Annotated in this window: 21 protein-coding genes; 10 read left to right on the top strand and 11 right to left on the bottom strand. The window is 71.9% G+C overall.

Annotated elements, in window-relative coordinates; all coding sequences use genetic code 11:
- Positions 1 to 15 precede the first annotated feature (15 nt).
- Together BLU20_RS02800 and BLU20_RS02795 are read left to right on the top strand one after the other, a co-directional pair.
- Entirely contained in the window at positions 16 to 1,122 is a 1,107-nt protein-coding gene (locus BLU20_RS02800; RefSeq protein WP_083371507.1) for an alpha/beta hydrolase, read from the top strand.
- Positions 1,119 to 2,393 (top strand): FAD-binding protein, encoded by a 1,275-nt coding sequence (locus BLU20_RS02795; RefSeq protein ID WP_083371506.1) that lies wholly within the window; start codon positions 1,119 to 1,121, stop codon positions 2,391 to 2,393. Before BLU20_RS02800 ends, BLU20_RS02795 begins: the two co-directional genes overlap by 4 nt.
- Before the next feature lie 16 nt (positions 2,394 to 2,409).
- Here the strand turns inward: BLU20_RS02795 and BLU20_RS02790 are convergent, their stop codons facing one another.
- The 3 genes from BLU20_RS02790 to BLU20_RS02780 form a co-directional block, all read right to left on the bottom strand.
- Positions 2,410 to 4,884 carry a glycoside hydrolase family 65 protein gene (locus BLU20_RS02790; RefSeq protein WP_083371505.1) on the bottom strand — a complete coding sequence of 825 codons (2,475 nt, stop codon included), beginning with the start codon at positions 4,882 to 4,884 and terminating at the stop codon, positions 2,410 to 2,412.
- Positions 4,881 to 5,606, bottom strand: coding sequence for an HAD family hydrolase (locus BLU20_RS02785; RefSeq protein WP_043110094.1), 726 nt, complete (start codon positions 5,604 to 5,606; stop codon positions 4,881 to 4,883). Before BLU20_RS02785 ends, BLU20_RS02790 begins: the two co-directional genes overlap by 4 nt.
- Before the next feature lie 119 nt (positions 5,607 to 5,725).
- Positions 5,726 to 6,418 (bottom strand): LmeA family phospholipid-binding protein, encoded by a 693-nt coding sequence (locus BLU20_RS02780; RefSeq protein ID WP_172828990.1) that lies wholly within the window; start codon positions 6,416 to 6,418, stop codon positions 5,726 to 5,728.
- Positions 6,419 to 6,454: 36 nt separating this feature from the next.
- Between BLU20_RS02780 and BLU20_RS02775 the strand changes: the two genes are divergently transcribed.
- The 5 genes from BLU20_RS02775 (at position 6,455) to BLU20_RS14005 (ending at position 10,151) form a co-directional block, all read left to right on the top strand.
- Entirely contained in the window at positions 6,455 to 7,231 is a 777-nt protein-coding gene (locus tag BLU20_RS02775; protein ID WP_029253962.1) for an LLM class F420-dependent oxidoreductase, read from the top strand.
- 1 nt (position 7,232) lies between these two features.
- Positions 7,233 to 7,982, top strand: coding sequence for a uracil-DNA glycosylase (locus tag BLU20_RS02770; RefSeq protein ID WP_083371503.1), 750 nt, complete (start codon positions 7,233 to 7,235; stop codon positions 7,980 to 7,982).
- A gap of 85 nt (positions 7,983 to 8,067) precedes the next feature.
- On the top strand, positions 8,068 to 8,766 hold the full coding sequence (locus BLU20_RS02765) for an HNH endonuclease family protein (protein WP_083371502.1): 699 nt from the start codon (positions 8,068 to 8,070) through the stop codon (positions 8,764 to 8,766).
- 82 nt (positions 8,767 to 8,848) lie between these two features.
- Positions 8,849 to 9,358: a DUF6611 family protein gene (locus BLU20_RS02760; RefSeq protein ID WP_083371501.1), complete on the top strand. Its 510-nt coding sequence runs from the start codon at positions 8,849 to 8,851 to the stop codon at positions 9,356 to 9,358.
- Between the two features lie 64 nt (positions 9,359 to 9,422).
- Complete coding sequence (locus tag BLU20_RS14005) at positions 9,423 to 10,151, top strand: CAP domain-containing protein (RefSeq protein ID WP_083371500.1); 729 nt, start codon at positions 9,423 to 9,425, stop codon at positions 10,149 to 10,151.
- 7 nt (positions 10,152 to 10,158) lie between these two features.
- On the opposite strand, the gene BLU20_RS02750 is transcribed toward BLU20_RS14005, so the two are convergent.
- The 8 genes from BLU20_RS02750 to BLU20_RS02715 all read right to left on the bottom strand — a co-directional run bounded on the left by BLU20_RS02750 (position 10,159) and on the right by BLU20_RS02715 (position 19,794).
- The gene (locus BLU20_RS02750) at positions 10,159 to 11,358 is read right to left on the bottom strand and encodes an MFS transporter (protein WP_083371499.1); all 1,200 of its coding nucleotides are present in this window, start codon (positions 11,356 to 11,358) and stop codon (positions 10,159 to 10,161) included.
- Complete coding sequence (locus tag BLU20_RS02745; protein ID WP_083371498.1) at positions 11,355 to 12,023, bottom strand: DUF624 domain-containing protein; 669 nt, start codon at positions 12,021 to 12,023, stop codon at positions 11,355 to 11,357. Before BLU20_RS02745 ends, BLU20_RS02750 begins: the two co-directional genes overlap by 4 nt.
- A gap of 11 nt (positions 12,024 to 12,034) precedes the next feature.
- Positions 12,035 to 13,990 (bottom strand): DUF4962 domain-containing protein, encoded by a 1,956-nt coding sequence (locus BLU20_RS02740; protein WP_083371497.1) that lies wholly within the window; start codon positions 13,988 to 13,990, stop codon positions 12,035 to 12,037.
- Positions 13,987 to 15,759 (bottom strand): heparinase II/III domain-containing protein, encoded by a 1,773-nt coding sequence (locus tag BLU20_RS02735; RefSeq protein WP_083371496.1) that lies wholly within the window; start codon positions 15,757 to 15,759, stop codon positions 13,987 to 13,989. The genes BLU20_RS02740 and BLU20_RS02735 overlap by 4 nt, the downstream gene beginning before the upstream one ends.
- On the bottom strand, positions 15,756 to 16,520 hold the full coding sequence (locus tag BLU20_RS02730) for an SDR family oxidoreductase (RefSeq protein ID WP_029253971.1): 765 nt from the start codon (positions 16,518 to 16,520) through the stop codon (positions 15,756 to 15,758). Before BLU20_RS02730 ends, BLU20_RS02735 begins: the two co-directional genes overlap by 4 nt.
- Before the next feature lie 38 nt (positions 16,521 to 16,558).
- Positions 16,559 to 17,503 (bottom strand): carbohydrate ABC transporter permease, encoded by a 945-nt coding sequence (locus BLU20_RS02725; protein ID WP_083371495.1) that lies wholly within the window; start codon positions 17,501 to 17,503, stop codon positions 16,559 to 16,561.
- Positions 17,503 to 18,462: a carbohydrate ABC transporter permease gene (locus tag BLU20_RS02720; protein WP_029253973.1), complete on the bottom strand. Its 960-nt coding sequence runs from the start codon at positions 18,460 to 18,462 to the stop codon at positions 17,503 to 17,505. The genes BLU20_RS02725 and BLU20_RS02720 overlap by 1 nt, the downstream gene beginning before the upstream one ends.
- Before the next feature lie 69 nt (positions 18,463 to 18,531).
- Positions 18,532 to 19,794: an extracellular solute-binding protein gene (locus tag BLU20_RS02715; RefSeq protein WP_162175492.1), complete on the bottom strand. Its 1,263-nt coding sequence runs from the start codon at positions 19,792 to 19,794 to the stop codon at positions 18,532 to 18,534.
- 299 nt (positions 19,795 to 20,093) lie between these two features.
- On the opposite strand from BLU20_RS02715, the gene BLU20_RS02710 reads away from it, so the two are divergent.
- Genes BLU20_RS02710 through BLU20_RS02700 form a run of 3 tightly spaced genes read left to right on the top strand, consistent with a single transcriptional unit; the run spans position 20,094 to position 23,010 of the window.
- On the top strand, positions 20,094 to 21,209 hold the full coding sequence (locus BLU20_RS02710; RefSeq protein WP_083371494.1) for a LacI family DNA-binding transcriptional regulator: 1,116 nt from the start codon (positions 20,094 to 20,096) through the stop codon (positions 21,207 to 21,209).
- Positions 21,206 to 22,063 carry a fumarylacetoacetate hydrolase family protein gene (locus BLU20_RS02705; protein ID WP_083371493.1) on the top strand — a complete coding sequence of 286 codons (858 nt, stop codon included), beginning with the start codon at positions 21,206 to 21,208 and terminating at the stop codon, positions 22,061 to 22,063. The genes BLU20_RS02710 and BLU20_RS02705 overlap by 4 nt, the downstream gene beginning before the upstream one ends.
- Positions 22,060 to 23,010 (top strand): sugar kinase, encoded by a 951-nt coding sequence (locus tag BLU20_RS02700; protein WP_083371492.1) that lies wholly within the window; start codon positions 22,060 to 22,062, stop codon positions 23,008 to 23,010. The genes BLU20_RS02705 and BLU20_RS02700 overlap by 4 nt, the downstream gene beginning before the upstream one ends.
- Positions 23,011 to 23,056 lie beyond the last annotated feature (46 nt).

Below are 23,056 nucleotides of genomic sequence, written 5' to 3'. Positions count from 1 at the left end.
CCTACGGTCTAGTACATGATCGCCCGAGTCCTCACGCGCCTGGGGCTCTTTCTGCTCGGTACGTTCCTGCTCGCGGGCTCGCTGTGGGCAGGTCTGAGCTTCGGGGCGACACTGGCCCGCAACCACTGGACGTACCCGGTGATGCTGGTCGTCGCGTTCGTGGCCGGGGTGCTCCTGCTCGGGTACTTCTTCTACCTGCTCTACCGCGACGGGGGCGGCAACGACCCGTACGGCCGGCCGGCCCCGATCCCCGAGCCGCTGCCGCCGAAGAAGCGGTGGGCGCGCGTGGGCGTGTGGACGGTCGTGTCCGCGCTGCTCCTCTCGGTCGGCACGGGGATCGTCTACCTGCGACCGCACCCGGCGGGGCAGGACTCGAAGGTCAGCTACGCCGCAGGCGAGGTCGTCGACCTCGTGGAGGGCCACGGCTGGTACGCGTTCGTCCCGCGCGAGCCGGGCACCGACCCGGCCGGGCACGTCGACCGCTCCGGCAAGTACGCGCCCACCCCCGAAGGTGTCGCCGACACGGGCCTGGTGTTCTTCCCGGACCAGCGCGTCGACTCGCGGGCGGAGGCGCCGGTGCTGCGCCCGCTCGCCGAGGCGGGGTACACCGTCGTCGTGCTCGCGGAGCCGCTGGGACTGGACGCGCCGGACCCCGACCTGGCCGACGTCGCGCCGAAGGAGTTCCCCGAGATCTCCCGCTGGGTGGTCGGCGGGCACGGCACGGGCGGGCACGCCGCGGCCGCGTGGGCGGACGCGAACGCCGGAGCCGACGCCCAGGGGCTGGTGCTGCACGCCTCTGCTCCCGAGCTGGACGTCTCCGGTCTCGAGATCAGGTCCACGTCGATGTGGGGCACCCTCGACACGGTGGTCCCCGCCTCCGACATCGCCGCCTCCCGCGCCAACCTGCCGTCCTCGACGGACTTCGTCCGGATCCCCGGCGCGATCCACTCGTCGTTCGCCGACTACGGCCCCCTGCGCGGCGAGGCGCGGACGCAGTTCGAGCCCGAGGTCCTCTACGCGCAGGTCGCCGACGAGACGCTGCGCTTCATGGACCGGGTGGCGTACGTGCCGGTCGAGGAGCCCGCCGAGGACGCGGACGCCGCCGACGAGGAGGCCGAGTGACCGAGTCCCGCACCTGGGCACGAAACCTCGCCTACGCCGCGCACGAGGTCCGGCACCCGCAGACCCTGGCGGAGCTGTCCGACGTCGTCCGCACCGCCCCGCGGGTCCGTGCTCTGGGGACCCGGCACAGCTTCAACGACGTCGCGGACACCACGGGGACGCACGTCGTCCTCGACCGGCTCGACGACGGCCGTGCTCCCGTCGAGGTGGACCGTGCGGCGATGACGGCCAGCGTCGCGGCCGGCCTGCGGTACGGCGAGGTGTCGCTCGCCCTGCACGCCGAGGGGGTCGCGCTCGGGGCGATGGCGTCGCTGCCGCACATCTCGGTGGCCGGGGCAGTCGCGACCGCCACGCACGGCTCGGGCGACGCGGAGGCGAACCTCGCGGCCGCCGTCGCCGGGCTCGAGATCATGACGGACGACGGCGAGCACCGCCTCCTGGGCCGCGACCACCCGGACCTGCCGGGCGCCGTCGTGAGTCTCGGTGCGCTGGGCGTGGTGACCCGGGTGCTTCTCGACGTCGTGCCCACCTACGCCGTGCGGCAGAACGTCTATCTCGGGCTCGGGTGGGACACGCTGGCGGCGAGCTTCGACGCCGTGACCGCGAGCGCCACCTCCGTCAGTCTGTTCACGCGCTGGGGCGACGGCGGGGTCGACCAGGTGTGGCAGAAGCAGGCGGTCGGCAGGTCGGACGCTCCCGCACCCGAGGAGTACCTCGGTGCGCGGGCCGCGGTCTCGGCGATGCACCCGCTGCCCGGGGTCGACGCGGCGGCGTGCACGGCCCAGCTGGGCGTGCCGGGGCCGTGGAACGAGCGGCTGCCGCACTTCCGGCTCGATCACACGCCGTCGAACGGCGAGGAGCTGCAGTCGGAGTTCCTGCTCCCCCGCCGTCACGCGGTCGCCGCGATCGAGGCGATGCGGGGCTTGGCACCGGTGATCCGCCCGCTGCTGCAGGTCACCGAGATCCGCACCGTCGCGGCCGACCGTCTGTGGATGAGCACGGCGAACGCCGACGCCGCGGGTGCCGACGGGGTCGTCGGGTTCCACTTCACGTGGAACCCCGCCCAGGCGGAGGTCGAGGCCGTGCTCCCCCGGATCGAGCGGGCGCTCGCCCCGTTCGACGCACGCCCGCACTGGGGCAAGGTCTTCACCGAGGACGTGCGCGACGTCGTCGGCCGCTACCCGCGCTTCGGCGACTTCCGGGCGCTGGCGGAGCGCTACGACCCTGCCGGGCGCTTCCGCGGCGGGTACGTCGAGGCGATGCTGGGCTGAGGCCCTGAGCGCCCGGTCAGGCGTGCGGCACGGTGGCGTGGATGAGCGTCCCGTCCTCGCGGCGGCTGCCCGCCATCGCGCGCAGCGTGGGCCGACCCTCCAGCCGCGGCCCCTGCCCGTCGAGCGCGACGGTGACGGTCTCGTCGTGCGGGACGTGGACCGGCGTACCGCGCACGACGACGTCGGCGCTGCCGGTCTCGCCCGTCAGCGTGATCGCGTCGGGGGTCACCACGACCCGGACCCGCGACCCGCGGACCGTGACGCGGTACGTCAGGTCGTCCCACGAGTCCGGCAGGCGCGGGTCGAACGACAGGACACCGTCGTGGTCGCGCATCCCGCCGAACCCCGAGACGAGCGCCGCCCAGGTGCCGCCCGCCGAGGCGACGTGCACCCCGTCGGTGGCGTTGGCGTGCAGGTTCGCCAGGTCGACGTAGAGGCCGGCCTCGAAGTACTCCAGGGCGAGCTCGTGGTAACCCACCTCGGCGGCGATGATCGACTGCACCACGCCCGAGAGGGTCGAGTCGCCCGTGGTCAACGGGTCGTAGTAGTCGAAGTTGGCCCGCTTCTCCTCGTCGGAGAAGTGCTGGCCCTGCAGGTAGAGGGCGAGCACGACGTCGGCCTGCTTGAGCACCTGGTACCGGTAGATCACGAGCGGGTGGTAGTGCAGCAGCAGTGGCCGCTTGTCCGGCGGGGTGGCGGGCACGTCCCAGACCTCGCGCTCGAGGAAGTGCTGGTCCTGCGGGTGAATGCCGAGGTGCTCGGCGTACGGGATCGCCATCGCCGTGGACGCCCGCTCCCACTCGCGGATCTCCTCCTCGCTGACGTTGAGGCGTCGGGTCGCCTCCGCCCGCATCTCGGGCGCCTCCTCGGCCATGTACCGCAGCGCCTCGGCGGCCGACGCCATGTTGAACCGCGCCATGACGTTGGTGAAGAGGTTGTCGTTGACGACGGTCGTGTACTCGTCCGGGCCCGTGACGCCGTGGATGTGGAACTGGTTGTCCGCGTTCTCGCGCCAGAACCCCAGGTCCGACCACATCCGGGCGGTCTCGACGAGCACGTCGACGCCCTCGCGCACGAGGAAGTCCGTGTCGCCCGAGGCCCGGACGTACTGCATCAGGGCGAAGGCCACGTCGGCGTTGATGTGGTACTGCGCCGTGCCCGCGGCGTAGTACGCCGAGGCCTCGCGGCCGTTGATCGTCCGCCACGGGAAGAGCGCACCCAGCTGGGTCACCTCGGCGGCCCGCTGCCGCGCGGCGTCGAGCATCTCGTACCGGAACCGCAGCGCGTTGCGGGCGAACTTCGGCGAGGTGTACGTCAGGAACGGAAGGACGTAGACCTCCATGTCCCAGAAGTAGTGGCCGCCGTAGCCCGAGCCCGTCAGCCCCTTGGCCGGGATGCCGGAGCCCTCGGCCCGCGCCGAGGCCTGCGCGAGCTGGAAGAGGTTCCAGCGGATCGCCTGCTGCGCGCCCTCGTCGCCCGTGACCTCGACGTCCGAGCGCTCCCAGAAGTCGTGCAGCCATGCCTGCTGCTCCTCGCGCACCCGCTCGATCCCGTCCCGCGCCACGCGGTCCAGGGTGCGGCGGCAGCGGTCCACGAGCTCGCGCGGGGGCACGCCGCGCGACGTGTGGTACGCCACCGTCTTCGTGAGCCGGACGGGGACGCCGGGCTGCGCGTCCACCCGGAAGACGTGCTTGGCGAGGTCCTCGCCGACGTATCCGCGGGTCTCGGCGTGGTTGGCGGTCTCGAGGACGTGGTCGGCCGCGACGGCGAGCGTCATCCCCGAGTTGGTGCACCGGTAGGTCAGGACGAGGCGTTCGTCGTCGTGCCACTGGCTGACGGGCTGCAGGACGCGGTCGCTGAACCTCTCGGCGCGGCGCGGGTCGAACGAGGCACCCATCGCCGCGGAGGCGACGTGGTACTCGTCCTCGCCGTCCTGGCGGTTGAGGATCTGCGAGGAGATGGCGATCGCGGCGGGCTCGTCGACCATCTCGACCTCGAACGTCATCACCATCAGGTGGCGTTCGGTGAACGAGATCATCCGCGTCGAGGAGACCCGGACCTGCTTGCCGCTCGGGGTCCGCCACAGCAGGCCGCGGTTGAGCTCGCCGCGACGGAAGTCGAGCGCGCGCTCGTACTCGACGAGGTCGGCCACCGGTATCAGCAGCGGCTCGTCGTCGACGTAGAGCCGGATCACCTTGGCGTCGGGGACGCTCACGATCGTCTGCCCCTGCTGGGCGAGCCCGTACGCCTCCTCGGCGTGCCGGATCTGCCAGGTCTCGTGGAAGCCGTTGATGAACGTGCCGTGGGTGTGGGACTCGCGCCCCTCCTCCACGTTCCCGCGCGTGCCGAGGTAGCCGTTGCCGACGGAGAACAGCGTCTCGGTGACGCCCAGCTCCTCGCCGGACCAGCGGGCCTCGACCAGGCGCCAGGGGTCGACGGGGAAGCGGCTGCGGTCGACCTTGCGGCGCTCGGCCTTCGTCGCGGGGCTCATCGGCCTCCCTCCAGGACGCTCGCGTCCAACTCGTCCAGGTCGGCGACGACCACGTCGGCACCCGCGGAGCGCAGTGCGTCGGCGCCGACGCCCCGGTCGACCCCGACCACGAGGCCGAACTCGCCGGCGCGCCCGGACTGCACGCCCGAGATCGCGTCCTCGACGACCACGGCCTGCTCCGGCGTCACCCCGAAGAGCCGGGCCGCGTAGACGTAGGTGTCCGGCGCGGGCTTGCCCGGCAGACCCTCGGCCGCCGCGACCGTCCCGTCGACGACGGTCTCGAAGTAGTGGTCCAGGCCTGCCGCACGGAGCACCGCGGGGGCGTTGCGGGAGGAGGAGACCACGGCCACATGGGCACCGGCGGCCACGACGGCGTCGAGGAACGCGACCGAGCCCGGGTACGGCGAGACCCCCTCGGACTCGAAGAGCTGGTTCACGACGACGTTCTTCTTGTTCCCGAGCGCGCAGACGGTCGAGTCCCCCGGCTCGTCGTCGGGCGAGCCCCAGGGCAGCTCGACGCCGCGGTCCGCGACGAAGTCGGCGACACCCTCGAACCGGGGCTTGCCGTCGATGAGCGCGAAGTAGTCCGCGTCCGAGTACGGAGGCAGCCCGTTCTCCTCGGTGAACGCGTCGAAGAGGCGCGCCCAGGCCCGCCGATGAACCTCGGCGGTCGGGGTCAGGACCCCGTCGAGATCGAACAGAACTACGCTCAGCTGAGCCATGGACGTCCTTCCGGTGCAATCGTTTGCGGTGCCCCCGAGCAGAATTTCAGCCTAACGGGGCCTGGGCGACCTGCGCGACGTGCATGCAGAAATCCGGCGGAGCCGTCCGTCGGCATCGCTCACTCCGTGACGAGATCGTCCAGCACGACGTCCTGGCCGCTGAGCGTCGCCCGCAGTCCGGCATCGGTGACCTCGACCGCGTCGACGCTGATCTCCTCCGGCAGCCCGAGCGGGATCTCGAACCCGTCGAGCACGTCGCCGAGCAGCGAGTCGAGGAAGTCAGGGAGGTCGTCGAGCGACACGGTCGCGCCGCCGACGGCGATCGAGGAGACCTCCGCCACCACGCCCCCGTCCTCGGCGCGGGGCTCGACGGCGACCGTGACGGCGCTGAGCGCACCGGTCCCGGTCAGCGTCAGCTCGCCGTCCACGACGGCGACGCTCGTGCCCTCCCCCGCCTCCTGGGCGACGAGCTCTTCGAGTCCGGCGAGCGGCAGCGTCCCCGCACCCTCGACGGCGCCCGCGAGGTGGGGTGCTTCCGTCTGGACGTCGCTGCCGGTGAACGCCACGTCCTCGATCGTCACGTCGCCGATGACCATCGAGTCGGCGGAGCCGCTGACGTCACCGAGCTCCCCGGCCGCGAGCTGCGTCAGCACCGGGAACCCGCCGATCGCCACCGACTGGCCGGTGGCACCCTCGTCGCCCCAGGCGTCCTCGGCACCGGACTCGACGACGGCCGCCGTGATGCGGTCGGCCACCACCAGCAGCAGCACGATGCCGAGCACGACCGCCAGGACCCACCACACGCGTTTCATGCGGCCAGCGTAGGGGGACATGCCTAGTCTGGCCGGATGACATACCCCATCCGCATCGGAGTCCAGCTCCAGCCCCAGCACGCCGACTACGCGCAGATGCGGGACGCCGTCCTGCGCGCCGAGGACCTCGGCGTCGACGTGATCTTCAACTGGGACCACTTCTTCCCGCTCTACGGCGACCCGGAGGGCAAGCACTTCGAGTGCTGGACGATGCTCGGTGCGTGGGCCGAGCAGACCGAGCGCGTCGAGATCGGCGCCCTCGTGACCTGCAACTCGTACCGCAACCCGGAGCTGCTCGCGGACATGGCCCGGACCGTCGACAACATCTCGGGCGGGCGCCTGATCCTCGGCATCGGCGCCGGGTGGTTCGAGAAGGACTACGAGCAGTTCGGGTACGAGTTCGGCACCGCCGGATCCCGGATCGCGCAGCTCGCCGCGGACATGCCCCGGATCAAGGCGCGGCTGGCCGCCGGGAACCCGGCCCCGGTGCGCGAGATCCCGATCATGATCGGCGGTGGCGGCGAGAAGAAGACGCTGCGCATCGTCGCCGAGCACGCCGACCTCTGGCACTCGTTCGGCGACCCCGAGACGCTCGCCCGCAAGTCCGCGATCCTCGACCAGCACGGCGACGCCGTCGGCCGGGACACCGCCACGCTCGTCGAGCGCTCCGTCGGGGTCGAGGCGCCGCCGTCGGAGGTCGCCGAGGGTGTCGTCGGGGCCGGGGCGACGCTGCTGACGGTCGGCACCGGCGGGCCCGACTACGACCTCTCCCTCGTCGAGCAGTGGGTCCGTTGGCGGGACGAGCGCCGCTGACGTGAGCTGGCCCGCCCGCCCCCCGCTCGACCCGGAGGCACCCGCTCGTGCCGCCGGGACGACGTCGTCCGCCGCGCTCGACCTGCTCGTCACCTCGTGCGCCGCCTGCCCCCGCCTCGTCGAGTGGCGGGAGCAGGTGGCGCGCAACAAGCGCGCCGCTTTCCGGGACCAGGACTACTGGGGGCGGGCGGTCCCCGCGTTCGGCGACCCCGACGCGGACGTGCTCGTGATCGGACTCGCCCCCGCCGCGCACGGCGCCAACCGCACCGGGCGCATGTTCACCGGCGACCGCAGCGGCGACTTCCTCTTCGCGGCCCTGCACCGCGCCGGGTACGCCAACCAGCCGACCGCGGTCTCCGCCGACGACGGGCTCGAGCTCACCGGCGTACGGATCACCGCGCCCGTGCACTGCGCGCCCCCGGCCAACAAGCCCACCCCGGCAGAGCGACGACGCTGCTCGCCGTTCCTCGCCCGCGAGCTCGAGCTCGCGGGCGCCCCGGTGCTCGTGGTGCTCGGCGGGTTCGGCTGGCAGGCCGTGCTCGCCTCCCTCGCGGACCAGGGCTGGACGATCCCAAGGCCCCGCCCCGCGTTCGGGCACGGCGCCGAGGTGACCCTCGCCGGGCCCGGCGGGCGCAGCACCACGCTGCTGGGTTGCTTCCACGTCAGCCAGCAGAACACCTTCACCGGACGGCTGACACCCGCGATGATCGACGACGTCCTGCGCCGGGCGCGCGAGCTGACCGTCGCCTAGCCTCGCGCCGTCCCCGGCCGTGGTGTGAGGGACCCGACGCACGCCGGTGCCCTCCGGCGTGGGTAGCACCAGGGACGATGTGCCCATGAGCTCCGGTCGCACCCCTCGTTGGTCCCTCGCCCTGGTCGTCGTGGCCCTCGTCGTCACCGGTGGGATCAGCTTCAAGGAGCTCGCCGGGGACGAGACGACAAAGACCCTGACGACCGTCAGCGCCGACCAGCTCGACCGCGCCGAGACGGACCTCGCGTCGCTGTCCGTGGGCGACCGCGGCGTCCTCGACGGGTACGACCGCGACGCGTTCGACCACTGGACCGACCCCGACGGCAACGGCTGCGACACCCGCAACGACATCCTCGCCCGCGACCTCGCCGCCGAGACGGTCGACGACGACGGATGCACCGTCCTCACCGGCACGCTCACCGACCCCTATGGCGGCGAGACGATCGACTTCGAACGCGGCGAGCACTCCGCGGAGGTGCAGATCGACCACGTCGTCGCCCTGGCCAACGCCTGGCGCACCGGCGCCGACGCGTGGGACGACACGACGCGCGAGGAGTTCGCCAACGACCCGGCCAACCTGCTCGCCGTCGACGGGCCCCTGAACGGGCAGAAGAGCGCCTCCGACGCCGCCGGGTGGCTGCCACCGGCAGCCGGGTTCCGGTGCGCGTACGTCGTGCGGCAGATCGAGGTCAAGGCCGGGTACGGGCTCAGCGTCACCGCGGACGAGCACGACACGATGGCCGAGGCCCTCGACAGCTGCACGGTCGCGGACACCCGCGGCTAAAGTGAGGCCCGGCTCGCGCAGCCGTGCACCCGGAGCAGGGCCGGGTGCTGCGCGGACACAGGGCACACGGGGGGCACAGACCATGGCGACGACGCCGACCCGGTACCGCGGGACACCACCGACGCGGTTCACCAACATCCTGCTCGACCCGGGCACCGACTCGACCGAACGACGACGGAACATCGTCCGCTGGTGGTTCGCCGACCGTGCGCCGGCCTTCGGTGTCGCCGCCGGCCTCCTGACGTCGCTGGCACAGGATCCCCCGGGCGGGTGGGAGCAGTCCGCCCTGAACCTGGCGATCTGCACCGGGGTCGGGCTCGTCGTCTATCTGCTGGTGCGACGCGTCAGGCCAGACTTCGTCGGGACGAACGAGGCCGACGTCGCGAATCTCGCGACCATCCGGTCGGCCACCCCCGACGCCCTCGACCACGCCCACCGCACCCTGTGGCGCGCGATGGTGCTCGGCCGGGATCTGGACGACCCGGCCCCCGGGACGAGCCCCGAGCTGGTCGAGGCGGCACAGGCCGAGATCTCCGCCTGCGCCCGAGAGTTCTGGGAGCTCACCGCGACCGCGCAACAGGCGTCGCGGTAGACCAGCCCGGAACCGACCGGTTCGACCCCTCTAGGGTGGGTTCGTCCCCGACGAGGAGAACCCCATGCGTCGCAAGTCCGCCCTGCCCTCGGCCGTGCTGCTGCTGACCGTCCTCGTGGGCGGCGCGGGGGCCGGGTACCTCGCCAGCTCGTCCGACGTCGTCCGGATCAGCGACGTCCCCCGAATCGGGGAGGGTGTCTCGATCCCGCCCGGGCTTCGACAGGCTCAGCCACCGGAGGTCGAGCCCGCCGAGACCGTCGAACCGGCCAAGACCACCACGTCCATCGAGACCGGGCCGGAGTCGGACGACGACGGCGACGAGCCGGTCGCGGTCGAGGCTGCGACCCCGGACGAGGAGGACGGGTCTCGACAGGCTCGACCCACGGAGGGAACGGCGGACTCGGAGGACGGGTCTCGACAGGCTCGACCCTCGGAGGGCACGGCCGCGGGCCTCAACCTCGTCAACGTCGAGCGCGCGGCAGTCGGCTGCCCCGCCGTCGTGAGCGACGACCGCCTGGTCGCGGCGGCCCAGGCGCACGCCGACGACATGTCGGCGCAGGGGTACTTCTCCCACGTCAGCCAGGACGGGCGCACGTTCGACGAGCGGATCCGTGCGGCAGGCTACGCACAGCCGGGGGCGGAGAACATCGCGTCGGGCCAGCGCACGGTCGACGCGGTGATGGCCGCATGGATGGACAGTCCCGGCCACCGCGCCAACATCCTCAACTGCGACCTGGGGGCCGTGGGCCTCGCCCGGACGGGGAACGTATGGGTGCAGACGTTCGGGTACTGACCGGGCGTCAGGCCGGTGCCGCGGACCGTGGCCCGAAGCGCAGGAAGAGGACGGCCATGAGCAGACCCCAGCCGAGGAAGAAGAACCACACGAGGTTCGCGGCCGGGCCGTCGCCCTGGGCGACGGTGTAGAGGAAGCCGCCGGCGAGGTTGCCGAGGATCCCTCCGACGGACTGCGCGAGCCCGAGGACGCCGAAGTAGGACGCGACCGACGTCGTCCCCGCGAAGTCCGAGACGACGGCGTTCATCACGGGCTGGGAGAGCATCTGGCCGATGGTGAAGACCCCGATGCCGGCGAGCAGCCCGGCGAGGGTGCCCCACAGCCCCATGACCGCGACACCGGTCCCGAGGGCAAGTGCGCCCGTGGCGAGGATCGCCCGGGGCGGGAGGTGGCGGGACGCGAACCCGGTCAGCGGCAGCATCACGAGGACCATGAAGACGGCGGCGGCCGTGTAGACGAGTCCCACGCCGGCGGGCCCGGGCAGGACGTCGGCGGCCCGGACGGGCACCACCAGGTAGAGCTGGGAGACGAGCAGCCAGAGGCCGCTCGCGAGCACGCAGTAGCGCACGAACCGCCGGTCCTTGAGCGCGGCACCGAACCGGGTGGGCTCGGTCGCAGGCCCTGTGAGGGAGGCCGGCAGGCCGAGGACGGTCAGGACGAACGCCGTCGCGAAGAGCCCGGCCGAGCCGTAGGCGACCCACCGGAAGTCGAGCCCGGCGAGCAGGCCACCGACCATCGGGCCGAGGATGAACCCGACGTTCGAGATCAGCTCCCGGGTGGCGTAGACCCGGACGCGGTCGTCCTCGCCCGCGAGCGCCGCGTACGCCGCATAGCTGGCGGGGTGGAACAGCGCCCCGCCGAGCCCGGCGAGCACGGAGCCGACGACGAGGACGGGGACGGAGCCGCCGGAGCCGAGGACGACGAACCCGAGGGCCCGGACCAGGACTCCCCCGGCGATCGCGCGGCGGTACCCGATCCGGTCGGCGGCCCACCCGGAGAACGGCATCATGCCGTTCTGCGCGGCGGACCGCAGGGCCGTCAGCGCGCCGACCACGGCGACCGTGAGGCCGAGGTCCTGGAGGAAGTGGTAGGCCAGCAGCGGGACGAGCATGTAGAAGCCGACGGCCATGGTGAGCGTGTCGGCGTACAGCACCCACAGGGCCCGCTCGCGCGGGGTCCGGGGCGTGCGGAGGCGGCGGTCCCTCACTCCGTCGGTTCCTGCGGCCCGCCGTCGGACGCCCCGCCCTCGGTCTGCCACGTGGCGAGCGCCAGGTAGCCGGGCACCGAGAACGCGAGGAACGGGAGCATCGTCGGCAGGAGCATGCAGGTGGCGACGAGCCCCGTGGAGAGGACCAGCACGACGGCGGAGCGCACCGGCTGCAGGACGACGAGCCGGGCGGCCTCGCGCCGCCACGTCGCGGCGTCCGCGTCGCGGTGGCGCGCGGCGGCGACGGGGATCGCGAGGAACGCGAGCACCAGCACGACGGCGACGGGCAGGGCTGCGGCGGCGGCCAGCACGGCGAACCCGGCGTCGGGGGTGCCGAGCCTGCTCACGAGGAACAGCGCGTCGACCAGCAGGAGGGCACCCGCACCAGCCGTCACCGCCCCCGTGGGCAGGGTCCGGCGCCACGTGGCCCCGAACTCGCGGAAGGTGTTGGTGAAGACCGCGTCGTCGCCGTCGACCCGCCAGGCGTGCAGGGCACGGGCAAGCGCGACCGCCGCGGGCAGTGCGGTGACCACCGGGATCGCCAGCAGCGTGGCTGCGAGGCCTCCGAGCACGATGTTGGCGGGGTAGGCCAGGGCGCGCAGCGTCTTGGCCTCCCACCCCTCCGCGCCTCGACCTGCCCGGCGGGGGGTCTGCCCTGCGGTCACGCTCGCCGTCCTCACTCCCGCGACCCGCTGCCGACGGAGTCCCGAGCCTCGACCTGCCCGGAGAACGAGGTCGCCTCCAGCTCGAGGTTCATGGTCTCGCGCACCCCGTCGCGTGTCACGGTCACGGTCACGACGCCGTCGACCTCGGTCGCGGAGACCTCGGCGGGTTCGGTGTCGTCCCAGGAACGCGGCTCGAGCACGCTGACGAACCGTGCGGCGGCGGTCGGCTCGCTCGAGCGGCGCAGCGTGTGCTGCACCTTCTCGATCGCGAGGCTCGGCGTCGAGGACGTGGGGTTCGCGTGCACCGGGGTCGGGACGACCTCGGTGGTGGCCGCGTCGTCGAGGGCGGTGACGAGCATCGACCCGGTCCCGGCCTCCGCGATCCAGCGGCCCTCGCCCGTGGGGCGGGCAGGGTTCTGGGTCTGCAGCAGCACCGTCCACGTGCGCGGCTCGGTGGCCTGGAGGTCGTCGACCACGACGAGCGTGCCCCCGGGGCTGAGGACGACGTGCCGCCGCGCGCGGGTCACGCCGAGCGCGCGGTCGTACATCGCCGCGGTCTCGGAGACCGCGTGCGTCCAGCCGTCCTGCAGGGTCGCGGAGACGATGTGCGCCTCGTACTCCTCGGCCAGTTCCTCGAAGACGTGGTACCTGTCCTCGTTGACGAAGCCGTGGCCGTCGACGAGGACGGCGTTGTGGTGCTCGGTGCGCTTGCGCGAGGAGTAGCCCTCGTCGAGGGCGAGGTACGCGCCGTGCCCGATCAGCACGAACGTGCCCGAGTCCGGGTGGTGGTGGCCCGCGTTGAGCGTCGTCCACCCCGTCTCCCGCTTGATCCGGTGCGACGTCGTCCACGCCTTGTGCCCGCCGCCCGGGGAGGCCTTGAACGACAGCAGCACCGCGTCGTCGTCCCAGGAGGTACGGCCGACGACGAGACCGAGGTCCTCGAAGTACCGGCTCGTCGGCAGGTCCTGCGGTCCCTCGACGGGAGCGGTGGGGTCGAACCAGAGCAGCTCCTGGTATGCCTCGGCCCGGACGCCCGGGCGCACGCCGCTCTCGTAGGCCTCGCGCCAGAAGAACTCGTCGGCGACCTTGTCGGCCAACCACTGGCACTGCGGGATCCGGTACTCGGCGGCCAGCTTGTAGTACATCGCGACCGGGTGCCCGCTGCGACGGTCGTGGCAGTCGCCGTGGTCGACGATCCGCTCGAGGTCGGGGGCGGCCTGGTACAGGCGGAACCAGAAGGTCTCGCGCAGGTAGTCGCTCGTCGCGAACCAGTCGATGCCCTCCTCGGACTTCAGCACGTCGAGGTACGTCACGAGCCACGGGACGCCGTAGCGCCAGTAGACGACGCCCTCGTTGTTCGAGCCGTCCTCGGGCAGCATCTCCAGGACCGTCGCGAAGTTCTCCTTGGCGCGCTCGGTCCACGCCCGGGCCTCAGGGAACTCGTCCTGCAGCGCGTACCCCGCGGTGGCGAGCCCGGCGTAGCAGATCCAGTTGTGGTTCTGCCAGTACGACGACGACCACCAGCCACCCTCGGACTCGACGGCGAACTCGTACATCCGCCGCCCCTGCAGCAGCAGCTTGTCGCGCAGCGCCGCCCGCTCCGTCTCGTCGAGTGCCCCGCCCGCCCACGAGTACGCGAGCGAGAGCCCGTGCAGGAGCCAGCCGGCGTCGAGGTCGTGGTCCGGCATGTTCGCCCGGCCCCAGTGCGGGAACGAGACGGCCGGCACCAGCCAGCGCCGCAGCTCGGTCAGGTAGTGCTCCTGGCCCGTGAGCCGGTGGGCGAGGGCCAGGTTCGCGGCCCCCGCGCCCAGGTACGTGATCGACGCGAGCGGGTGCTCCTCGGGCAGGACGAGCTGCGTGTACCGCTCGCACTCGTCGACGAGGCGCCGCATCTGGGGCGCACGCGCGCCCTTCATCTCGGCACGCAGGGTCTCCTCGCGGTCGGCGATGAGCAGGGGGTGGGTCATGGGGTTACCTCGATCGTGGTCGCGCCGTCGCGAGCGCGCAGGTGGAAGGTGGTCGTGCCCGCAGGGGCGAAGGTGACGTTGACGTCGGGCTCCTGGTCGTCCAGGACGTACAGGGAGGCGAGGACGACACGCTCGGCGTGCACCGTCCAGTCGGCCACGAGCTGCGGGGCCGCCGGGTCGTGCGACGGCCCGCGGCCCGGTCCGGCCTGCATCACGGCTGGCACGGACGAGACGTGCACGCCGTGCAGTCGGGCCCCGTCGCCCTGCCACGTCGAGACCGCACCCTGGGGCACCGTCCGGACGTCCAGACCGACCGCCGGCCGCAGTCCCAACGAGATGTCGTGGGGCACGCCGTCGGTGCAGGTGACCGTGACCACGTCCGCGAGAACGCCGTCACCCATCACCAAGGAGCGGCGCACCCGCACCCCGACGAACGGCTCCGCCGAGGCCGTAACCCGGCCGCGCGCCGCGTCCCACTCAAGGATCTGTCCCGACGTCTCGCGCTGGTCGTACCCGTCCACCCGGACCGTGGGGTGGGCGACGGTCCGTGCATAGTGCCCGTGCCGCAGCCGGCTCGCGTACGGCGGCACCCCGGGAGCGGGCTGCCACGCGTCCGCGCCGTACAGGTAGACGGCCAGCTTGTCGAGATGCCCGTGCGCGCCGCCGTGCGGGCCCGCGTCGAGCACCGCCTGCAACCGGTCGCGCCCGTCACGCAGCACGGCGTACCCGACGTCGGGGAACAGCACGCTCCCCCGCGTCGGCGCCTTGGTCGGGACCGGCGGCCCCGCGAACCAGCCGTCCAGGCCGAGCTCGAGCCCGTCGTCGTCGGCGCCGAGGCGCTCGCGGGCGTACCGCTCGACGGTGTCCAGGCCGGTCGGCGTGAGCAGACCCCGCGAGAGCGCGGCGATCTCGAGGACCTCGCGGTGCATCGGCGCACGGTCGTAGGGGCCGTCGTGCAGCGACGGGAGCCGGCCGTCGGGTGCCGCGACCTCGGCGAGCACCCGGACCATCGCCGCGAGCGCCTCGACCGACGCCTGAGGGAGGTCGGTCGGCTTCACGTCGCGCAGGGCCAGCAGGTAGGCCCGCAGGACGAACAGGTGGTAGTACGTGGAGCCCTCCCACTCCCACCCGTCCTCGCCGACGGCGAGGACGAGGTGGTCGAGGGTTCGCTCGACCCACAGGCCCGCGTGCACGGGCTCACCGCAGACCACGAGAGCCCGTGCCAGGAGCGCCCCGGCGGCGTCGAGCCACGCGGTGTAGTTGCTGCGTGCGTCGTCGCGCTCGTCCACCAGGACCGTGCGGGCGTCGTCGACCGTCTCCAGCAGCGACCGGAGCATCGTCGGGACGCCGGGCGCGAGGCCGTCGGCCCCGAGCACGATCACCGCGTCGGCGACCTGGACCGCCCACTGCGCCTCGGTCAGTGCCTGGGCGAACAGCTTGCCGCGCAGCATCCAGGACTCGCTGGCCCCGCTCCACCCGGAGGAGACCGCCTCATCGTAGACGTCGGCGTACTCGCCGAGCATCGCGACGGCCTGCTCGCGGGCCGCGACGTCACCCGTCCGGGCCGCACGGTGCGCGAGGAGGCGCACCGTGCCGGCCGCGGCCTGGTGGTCGAGGACCAGCGCGGCGGCGTCGATCTTCTCGCCGACGACGACGCAGCCACGCGGGCACCGGTGGTCGCCCTCGGGGGAACGTGCCAGCTCGACGTCGTGGGTCGGGCACACGTAGTCGTGCCACCACCCGCCGAGGGCCTGGGGGACGAGGCTCATCGGAAGTTGAGTCCTCCGTTGATGTCGATGACCTGGCCGGTCACGTACCCGGCGGCGTCCGAGGCGAGGAACGTCGTCACCCCGGCCACGTCCTCGACCGTCCCGGCCCGTCCCAGGGGGATCCCCGCGACGATGCCCTCCTGCGCCGCGGCGGGCGTGAACGTGTTGTGGAAGGGCGTGTCGCCGATGAACCCGGGGGCGAGGGCGTTGACGGTGATCCCGTCCCCGGCCAGCTCCTTGGCCAGGCCACGGGTGAAGCCGACCACGCCGGCCTTCGCGGCGGCGTAGGCCACCGACCCGGCACCGCCGCCGTTCTCGGCCGCGAGCGAGGCCATCGTGACGATGCGCCCGGAGGTCGACGTCGTCAGGAACGGGATCGCGGCCCGTGAGGCGTAGAAGAGGCTGGAGAGGTTGACGTCCACGACCTTGTGCCAGTGCTCGTCGGTCATCTCCCCCACGGTCGCGCGGCCCACCAGGTGGCCCGCGTTGTTCACGAGGATGTCGAGACCGCCGAGCGACTCGACGGCAGCCTCGACGACGGCGGTCGCCGACGCCGAGTCGGTCAGGTCGCCCTGGATCGTGGTGCTTTTGCAGCCGATGGCGCGGATCTGGTCCGCGATCTCCTCGGCACCCTGGGCGCTGTTGGCGTAGTGGACGGCGACGTCGGCGCCGGCCCGGGCGAGGCCGAGGGCGAGAGCCGCCCCGATGCCGTGCCCGGCTCCGGTGACGAGCGCGCGGCGACCGGTGAGATCGTTCTGCATGGTTCCTCTTTCGTCGGGGTGGGGGTGTGCGGCGCGGGTCACTTGATGCCCGCGTTCGTGAACCCCTGGATGAAGTACTTCTGGGCGAAGACGAACAGCAGGACCATCGGAACGGTCGCCAGCGTCGTCCCTGCCATCAGGTAGTGCCACGAGGTGTTGTCGAGCTGCTGGAAGACGGCGAGCCCGACCTGGATCACGCGCAGCTCGTCGCTGGTCGTGACCAGGAGAGGCCACAGGAAGTTGTTCCAGCTCTCCTGGAAGGTGAGCAGCCCGACGGTCGCGATGGCCGGCTTGATCAGCGGCGTGTAGATCTGCGCGAAGATCCGGAACTCGCTCAGCCCGTCGAGTCGCGCGGCCTCCTCGAGCTCCTTGGGGAGCGAGAGGTAGAACTGCCGGAACAGGAAGATCGACGTCGCGCTCAGGCCGCCGGGGATCAGCAGCGCCCACCACGTGTTGAGCCAGCCGGTCCCGCCCTGGCCGAGGATGTCGTTGCCGCCGAACAGCGGCATGAACTTCACGATCAGGAACTGCGGGACGATCTTGGTGTACGTCGGGATCATCAGCATCGCGACGAGCGAGATGAAGACGATCTCGCGTCCGCGGAACCGGATGCGGGCCAGGGAGTAGCCCGCCATCGACCCGAGGACCAAGGTGATCAGGGTGTGGCCCGTGGCGATGATGAAGCTGTTGCGGAAGTAGACGTCGAACGGCGCGGCGTCGAGCGCCTCGCTGTAGTTCGACCAGTGCCACTCCTGCGGGAAGAAGGTCGGCGGGAACTGTGCGAGCTCCGCCGGGGACTTCACGGAGGTGAAGATCATCCAGATGAACGGGATCACCATGGTGAGCGAGCCGAGCGCGAGAGCCACGTTCAGGATGACCTTGTTGCGGCTGCGCGCGTTGGGCCGGTGCTGACGCGGCGGGGTCTTCCCGACGACCGCCGCCAGCGGCGGGTTCTGGGTGGTCCGGGGCGTGGTCAGAGCCATCAGTGGTCCTCTCGGGTCGCACGGCGGCCGCCGAGGGTGATGACCAGGAGAAAGATGAACAGGACGACGGACTGCGCCGAGGCCATCCCCATCCGGAACTCCTGGAAGGCGGAGCGATAGACCTCGTAGGTCATCATCGTGGTGGCGTTCGCCGGCCCGCCGTCGGTCAGGACGTAGATCTGGTCGAACACCTGGAAGGCGTTGATCACGGAGATCACGAGGACGAAGAACGTCGCCGGCTTGAGCATCGGGACGGTGATCGCGAAGAACTTGCGGACCGAGGAGGCCCCGTCCATCGAGGCGGCCTCGTACAGGCTCTCGTCGACGTTCTGCAGCGCGGCGATGTAGATCAGCATCTTGATGCCGATGCCTTGCCACGCACCGACGAGGATGACGGCCCACAGGGCCCAGTCCGGGTCGGCGAGCCATGCCTGGCCCGGAATGCCGAAGATCGCCAGGAAGGCGTTGAGCAGACCCTGCTGGGGGTTGAAGATCCACAGCCAGACCATCGCGATCGCGACGGTGGCGGTGACCTGGGGCAGGAAGAACGCGGTCCGGTACCACTTCTGGAGCTTGAGACCCTGGTTGAGCGCCACCGCGATGATCATGGCGAGCATCATCGAGACGGGCACGGTCCAGAACGTGTACGAGATCGTGTTCCACGTCGCCTTGAGGAAGACGGGGTCCTGGACGATCTCGACGTAGTTGTCGAGCCCGATCCACCGCGGTGGTGAGAAGACGTTGTAGTCGGTGAACCCGAGCGCGAAGGTCGCGATGACGGGGATCGCCGTCCACAGGCCGATGTGGAGCAGGGACGGCGTCACCATCAGCCAGCCGGTGCGGCGCAGCTTGCGCTCGGACGCGGAGTACTTGCGCTGGCGAGGAGGGCCGGAGGGGCCGCCACGCGCCGCCTCGGGGCGTGTGTCCTCCCTCGGCGGAGAGGTCTCGGTACTGGTCATGGTTCTCCCTCGTTCCGGACGGTGCGCCCGGGCCGCGTCGGTGCGACCCGGGCGCGTCGTCGGATCGGACTAGCGGTCGATTGCCGTCTGGACGAGCCCGGCGAGGTCGTTGAGGGAGTCCTCAGCGCTCATCTGGTCGAGCAGCGTCGCCTCGACGGCGGGTGCGAAGTCGCCACGGACCTCGAGCCACTCGGCGGGGCCGCCCTCACGCTTGGCGACGTCCAGGTTCTCCATCGCGAACTGCACGAACCCGTTGGACTGCACGTACTCGCTGTCGAGGAGCTCGCTGAGAGCCGGCACGTTGCCGCGCTGCTCGTTGGCCGCCAGTGCCGGGCCGGGGCTCGCCAGGAACTCGAGGAACGCCTGGGCGGCCTCGGGGCTCTGCGACGTCGCGGAGCGGGTGGCGAGCGTGCCGCCGAAGAACATGCCCTCGCCCTCGCCCTGGATCACGAACGGCTCGAGGTCGTCCAGCACCTCGGGCGCCGCCTCCAGGCCCTGGGTCCACAGGTTGTTGTGGGCGATCCCCATAGCCGCGCGGCCGTTGAGGAGCGGGTTCACCGCAGCGTCGGGTGAGGAGAAGCCGATCTCCTCGACCTCGTGGACGTTGATGAGGTCGGACATGAGCTGGAGCGCGTCGACGCCCGGGTCCTCGTTGAACGTCGGGGCGGTGTCGTCCTCGTTGAAGAGGTCGCCGCCGGCCGAGAAGAGCATCGTCTCGAAGGCCTGGCGCGAGTCCAGCGAGAGCATGTCGAATCCGGCGCGCTCGAGCGTGCCGTCGCTGTCGCGGACCGTCAGGGCCTTGGACATCTCGACGAGCTCGTCCCAGTTCTGCGGCGGGCTGTCGTAGCCGGCCTCCTCGAGCAGGTCCATGCGGGCGACGCCGAACCGGGTGTCGAGCATGATCGGCACGGCGTAGACGCCGTCGTTCCAGGTGCCCGCGTCGACGATCGCCGGCGTGTAGGACTCGAGGAGCTTCTCCTCGGTGAGCCCGAGCTCGCTGAGGTCCGCGATCAGGCCGCGGTCCGCGAAGCCCTCGATCCAGCCGACACCCATGAGCATGACGTCGGGGACAGCACCGGAGACGGCCGCCGTCGTCAGCTTCTCGTTCAGGTTTCCGTAGGTGGTGTAGTCCACCGAGACGCTGACGTTCGGGTACTCCTCGTAGAACTGCGGGAGCAGCTCGTCCTCCAGGAGCTTCTGCCCCTCGGTCCCCTCGAAGATCGGGGTCAGCAGGGTGATGTCACCGGTGACCTCGTCCGGGTCGGACGTCGTCGCGGCGGACGAGTCGGACTCGGACCCACAGGCCGAGAGTCCGAGTGCGAGTGCTGCCACGGCGCTGATCGCGCCGACCCTGACCCGGGTAGGGCTGTTCCTGATCATCATTGATCCTCCGTGCTCGTCGACGGTGCGGCTGCGTTGCCATGGCCGGTGATCGGCCTCCACCGTTGGTCTGGTGTAACGATGCACCAAGGTACGCACCAGATTCTCGCCCCGTCAACCGCTGTCATGTCACGAAATGCTCACGGAATCCATCGTGGGAGCGCGACCACCCCGGATCGACGGCCTTCTGCGTGATATAACGTTGCACTAGGTCGTGTCGTGCGACCGAACCGTCGACAAGGAGGGGCACCGTGGCCCGCGTGACGATCCAGCAGGTGGCGGCCGCGGCCGGCGTCTCGCCCAGCAGCGTCTCCAACTACCTCAACGGTCGGACCAACCGTATGGTCCCCGCGACCCGCGAGCGGATCGCCAGCGCCATCGCCGACCTCGGGTACCGGCCCAACCGCGCCGCCCGCCAGCTGCGCACCGGCCAGACGCAGACGATCGGCCTGATCGTCCCCTCGGTCGGCAACCCCTTCTGGGGAGCGTTCGCCCGCGAGCTCGAGGTCGCGGCCCTCGCCGCGGGCTGCAACGTCCTGCTGTGCAACAGCGAGCGCGACCCCGAGCGCGAGCGCCGGTACGTCGAGGAGCTCTGGGAGGACGGTGTGCGGGGCGTCGTCCTGTGCACCTCGCTCCCCTCGCTCGACCACCTCGCCGACCTGATCGACCGCGGGCTGCGCCTGGTCACCTTCGACCGCCCCGCCCAGGCCGACGACCCGGCCTCCGTGGTCAGCATCAGCATCAACAACCACGTCGGCGGCTTCATCGCGACGTCGCACCTGACCGACCTCGGGCACAAGAAGCTCGCGTTCGTCTCCGGCTCGATCGCGTCGATCAACCGCACCGGCCGGTTCCGGGGCTTCTGCACCGCCCTCGAGGCCGTCGACCTGGACCCCGCGACGATGCCGATGTGGACCGGGATGGAGGAGGTGCCGTTCGGCGACGTCGAGTCGGCCCAGGTCGGACGCCGTGCCGCCCTCGACCTGTTCGACGGCACCCAGGAGCCGCCCACCGGCGTCGTCGCCATCAACGACATGACGGCGCTCGGGTTCTGCCGGGGCCTGCGCGACCGTGGCCTCGAGGTCGGGGTCGACGTCTCCGTGGTCGGGTTCGACGACATCATCCTCGCCGACCTCTACGACCCGCCGCTGACCACCGTCCGCCAGCCGATCGCGCGCATGGCCGGGCTGGCCATCACCGAGGTGCTCAAGGACCCGTCCGAGAGCGAGGACGGACGCTCCGTGCTGCTGCGCCCCGAGCTCGTCGTCCGGCAGTCGACCTCCGCCGTCGAGGGTGCGGCCGCCACCGAGGGCGTCGAGGAAAGCGTCGAGGGGAGGCAGGCGCTGACCCGGGCGGAGCAGCGGTGAGGCTCGCACGCCTCGGGCCGCCCGGCCGGGAACGCCCCGTGGTCATGGTCACCGACGACTCGTACGTCGACGTCGGCGACCTCGTCGACGACTACGACGAGGCCTTCTTCGCGGCCGGCACGCGGCGCCTGCGGTTCGACGTCGCGGCACGGGTGGCCGCCGGTGCCGTGCACCCGCTGGGAACCACGCGGATCGGCCCGCCGATCGCTCGTCCCCACCAGATCCTCTGCGTCGGCCTCAACTACAGCGACCACGCCGCCGAGATCGGCGCCCCGGTCCCGGACCAGCCCCTGGTCTTCACCAAGTCGCCGAACAGCCTCGTCGGCCCCGACGACGACGTCCGCGCACCCCGCGGATTCAGCCGGCTCGACGGCGAGGTCGAGCTCGCGTTCGTCGTCGGACGCCGCACGTCCTACCTCGAGTCCGTGGAGGAGGCGCGTCGGCACGTCGCGGGATTCACGATCTGCAACGACATGAGCGAGCGCCGCTTCCAGGACGAGTGCGGCGGCCAGACCCTCAAGGGAAAGTCCGCCGAGACGTTCAACCCCTGCGGACCGTGGCTGGTCACCCCCGACGAGATCCCCGACGTCGGCGCCCTGTCGATGCGGCTCGACGTCGACGGCGAGCGCCGCCAGCGCGGCAGCACCGCGACCATGGTGCTCGACCCCTACGAGATCCTCGTGCACCTCAGCCAGTTCCTGGTGCTCGAGCCGGGCGACCTCGTCAACACGGGCACGCCCCCCGGCGTCGCGGCCGGGATGGCCGACCCTGCGTGGATCCAGCCCGGCCAGGTCATGACCCTCGCGATCGACCGCCTCGGCACCCAGCGCCAGCTCGTCGTCCCCCCACGATGAGCACGGCACCCGTCCTGACCGTCGGCGAGACGATGGTGCTCGTCGCCGGGACGCGCCACGAGCCCCTCCAGCAGGGCACGCCGATGTCGCTCGGGATGGGCGGCGCGGAGAGCAACGTCGCGATCGGCCTCCGCCGCCTCGGGACCGCCGCCCACTGGGTCGGCCGCGTCGGCGACGACTCCGCGGGCGACCTCGTCGAACGACTGCTCCTCGGCGAGGGCGTGCAGACCACCTGTCTGCGCGACCCCTCCGCCCCGACCGGCCTGATGCTCAAGGAGCGACGCTCCACCATGGAGACCCGCGTCTGGTACTACCGCCAGGCGAGCGCGGGATCGCGCCTCGCCCCCGGAGACGTGCCCGACGAGGCCGTGACCGGGGCGGCACTGGTCCACCTCACGGGCATCACGGCGGCGCTCTCCCCGTCCGCCCGCGCCCTGACCCTGCAGGTCGCCGCACTCGCCGCCGGGTCCGGGGTCCCCGTCTCGTTCGACCTCAACTACCGGGCGGGCCTCTGGTCGCCCGACGACGCCCGCGCGCTCTACCGGGAGATCCTCCCCCTGTGCACGCTCGTGTTCGCCGGCGACGACGAGGCGGCGATCGCCGTCGGGAGCGCCCCCGACGCACGCACCTACGCCCGACGGCTTCTCGACCTCGGCGCCGGGACCGCCGTCGTCAAGCGCGGGGCAGACGGCGCCCTGAGCAGCGGACCCGGCGGCACGCACGAACGCCCCGCGGTGCCCGTCACCGTGCGCGACACCATCGGCGCCGGGGACGCGTTCGTCGCCGGCTACCTCGCGGACGTCGTCGACGGCCAGGACGCCGCGACGGCGCTCGGCACCGCCGTCGCCGTCGGGGCGTACGCCTGCACGGGCGACGGGGACTGGGAGGTCCTTCCGCGCCGTCGCGAGATCGCACGGCTCCTGGACCCCGAACCCGTCAGCCGATGAGGCGCGGGGCCGTTCCGGTGCTGAGGCGCTGCAGTGCTGAGCCGTT

The organism is Paraoerskovia marina (genome assembly GCF_900105445.1).
GTDB classification, from domain to species: Bacteria; Actinomycetota; Actinomycetes; order Actinomycetales; family Cellulomonadaceae; genus Paraoerskovia; species Paraoerskovia marina.
Note: the sequence above shows the minus strand (reverse complement) of the source record. Positions and strands in the feature narration are given on the sequence as shown.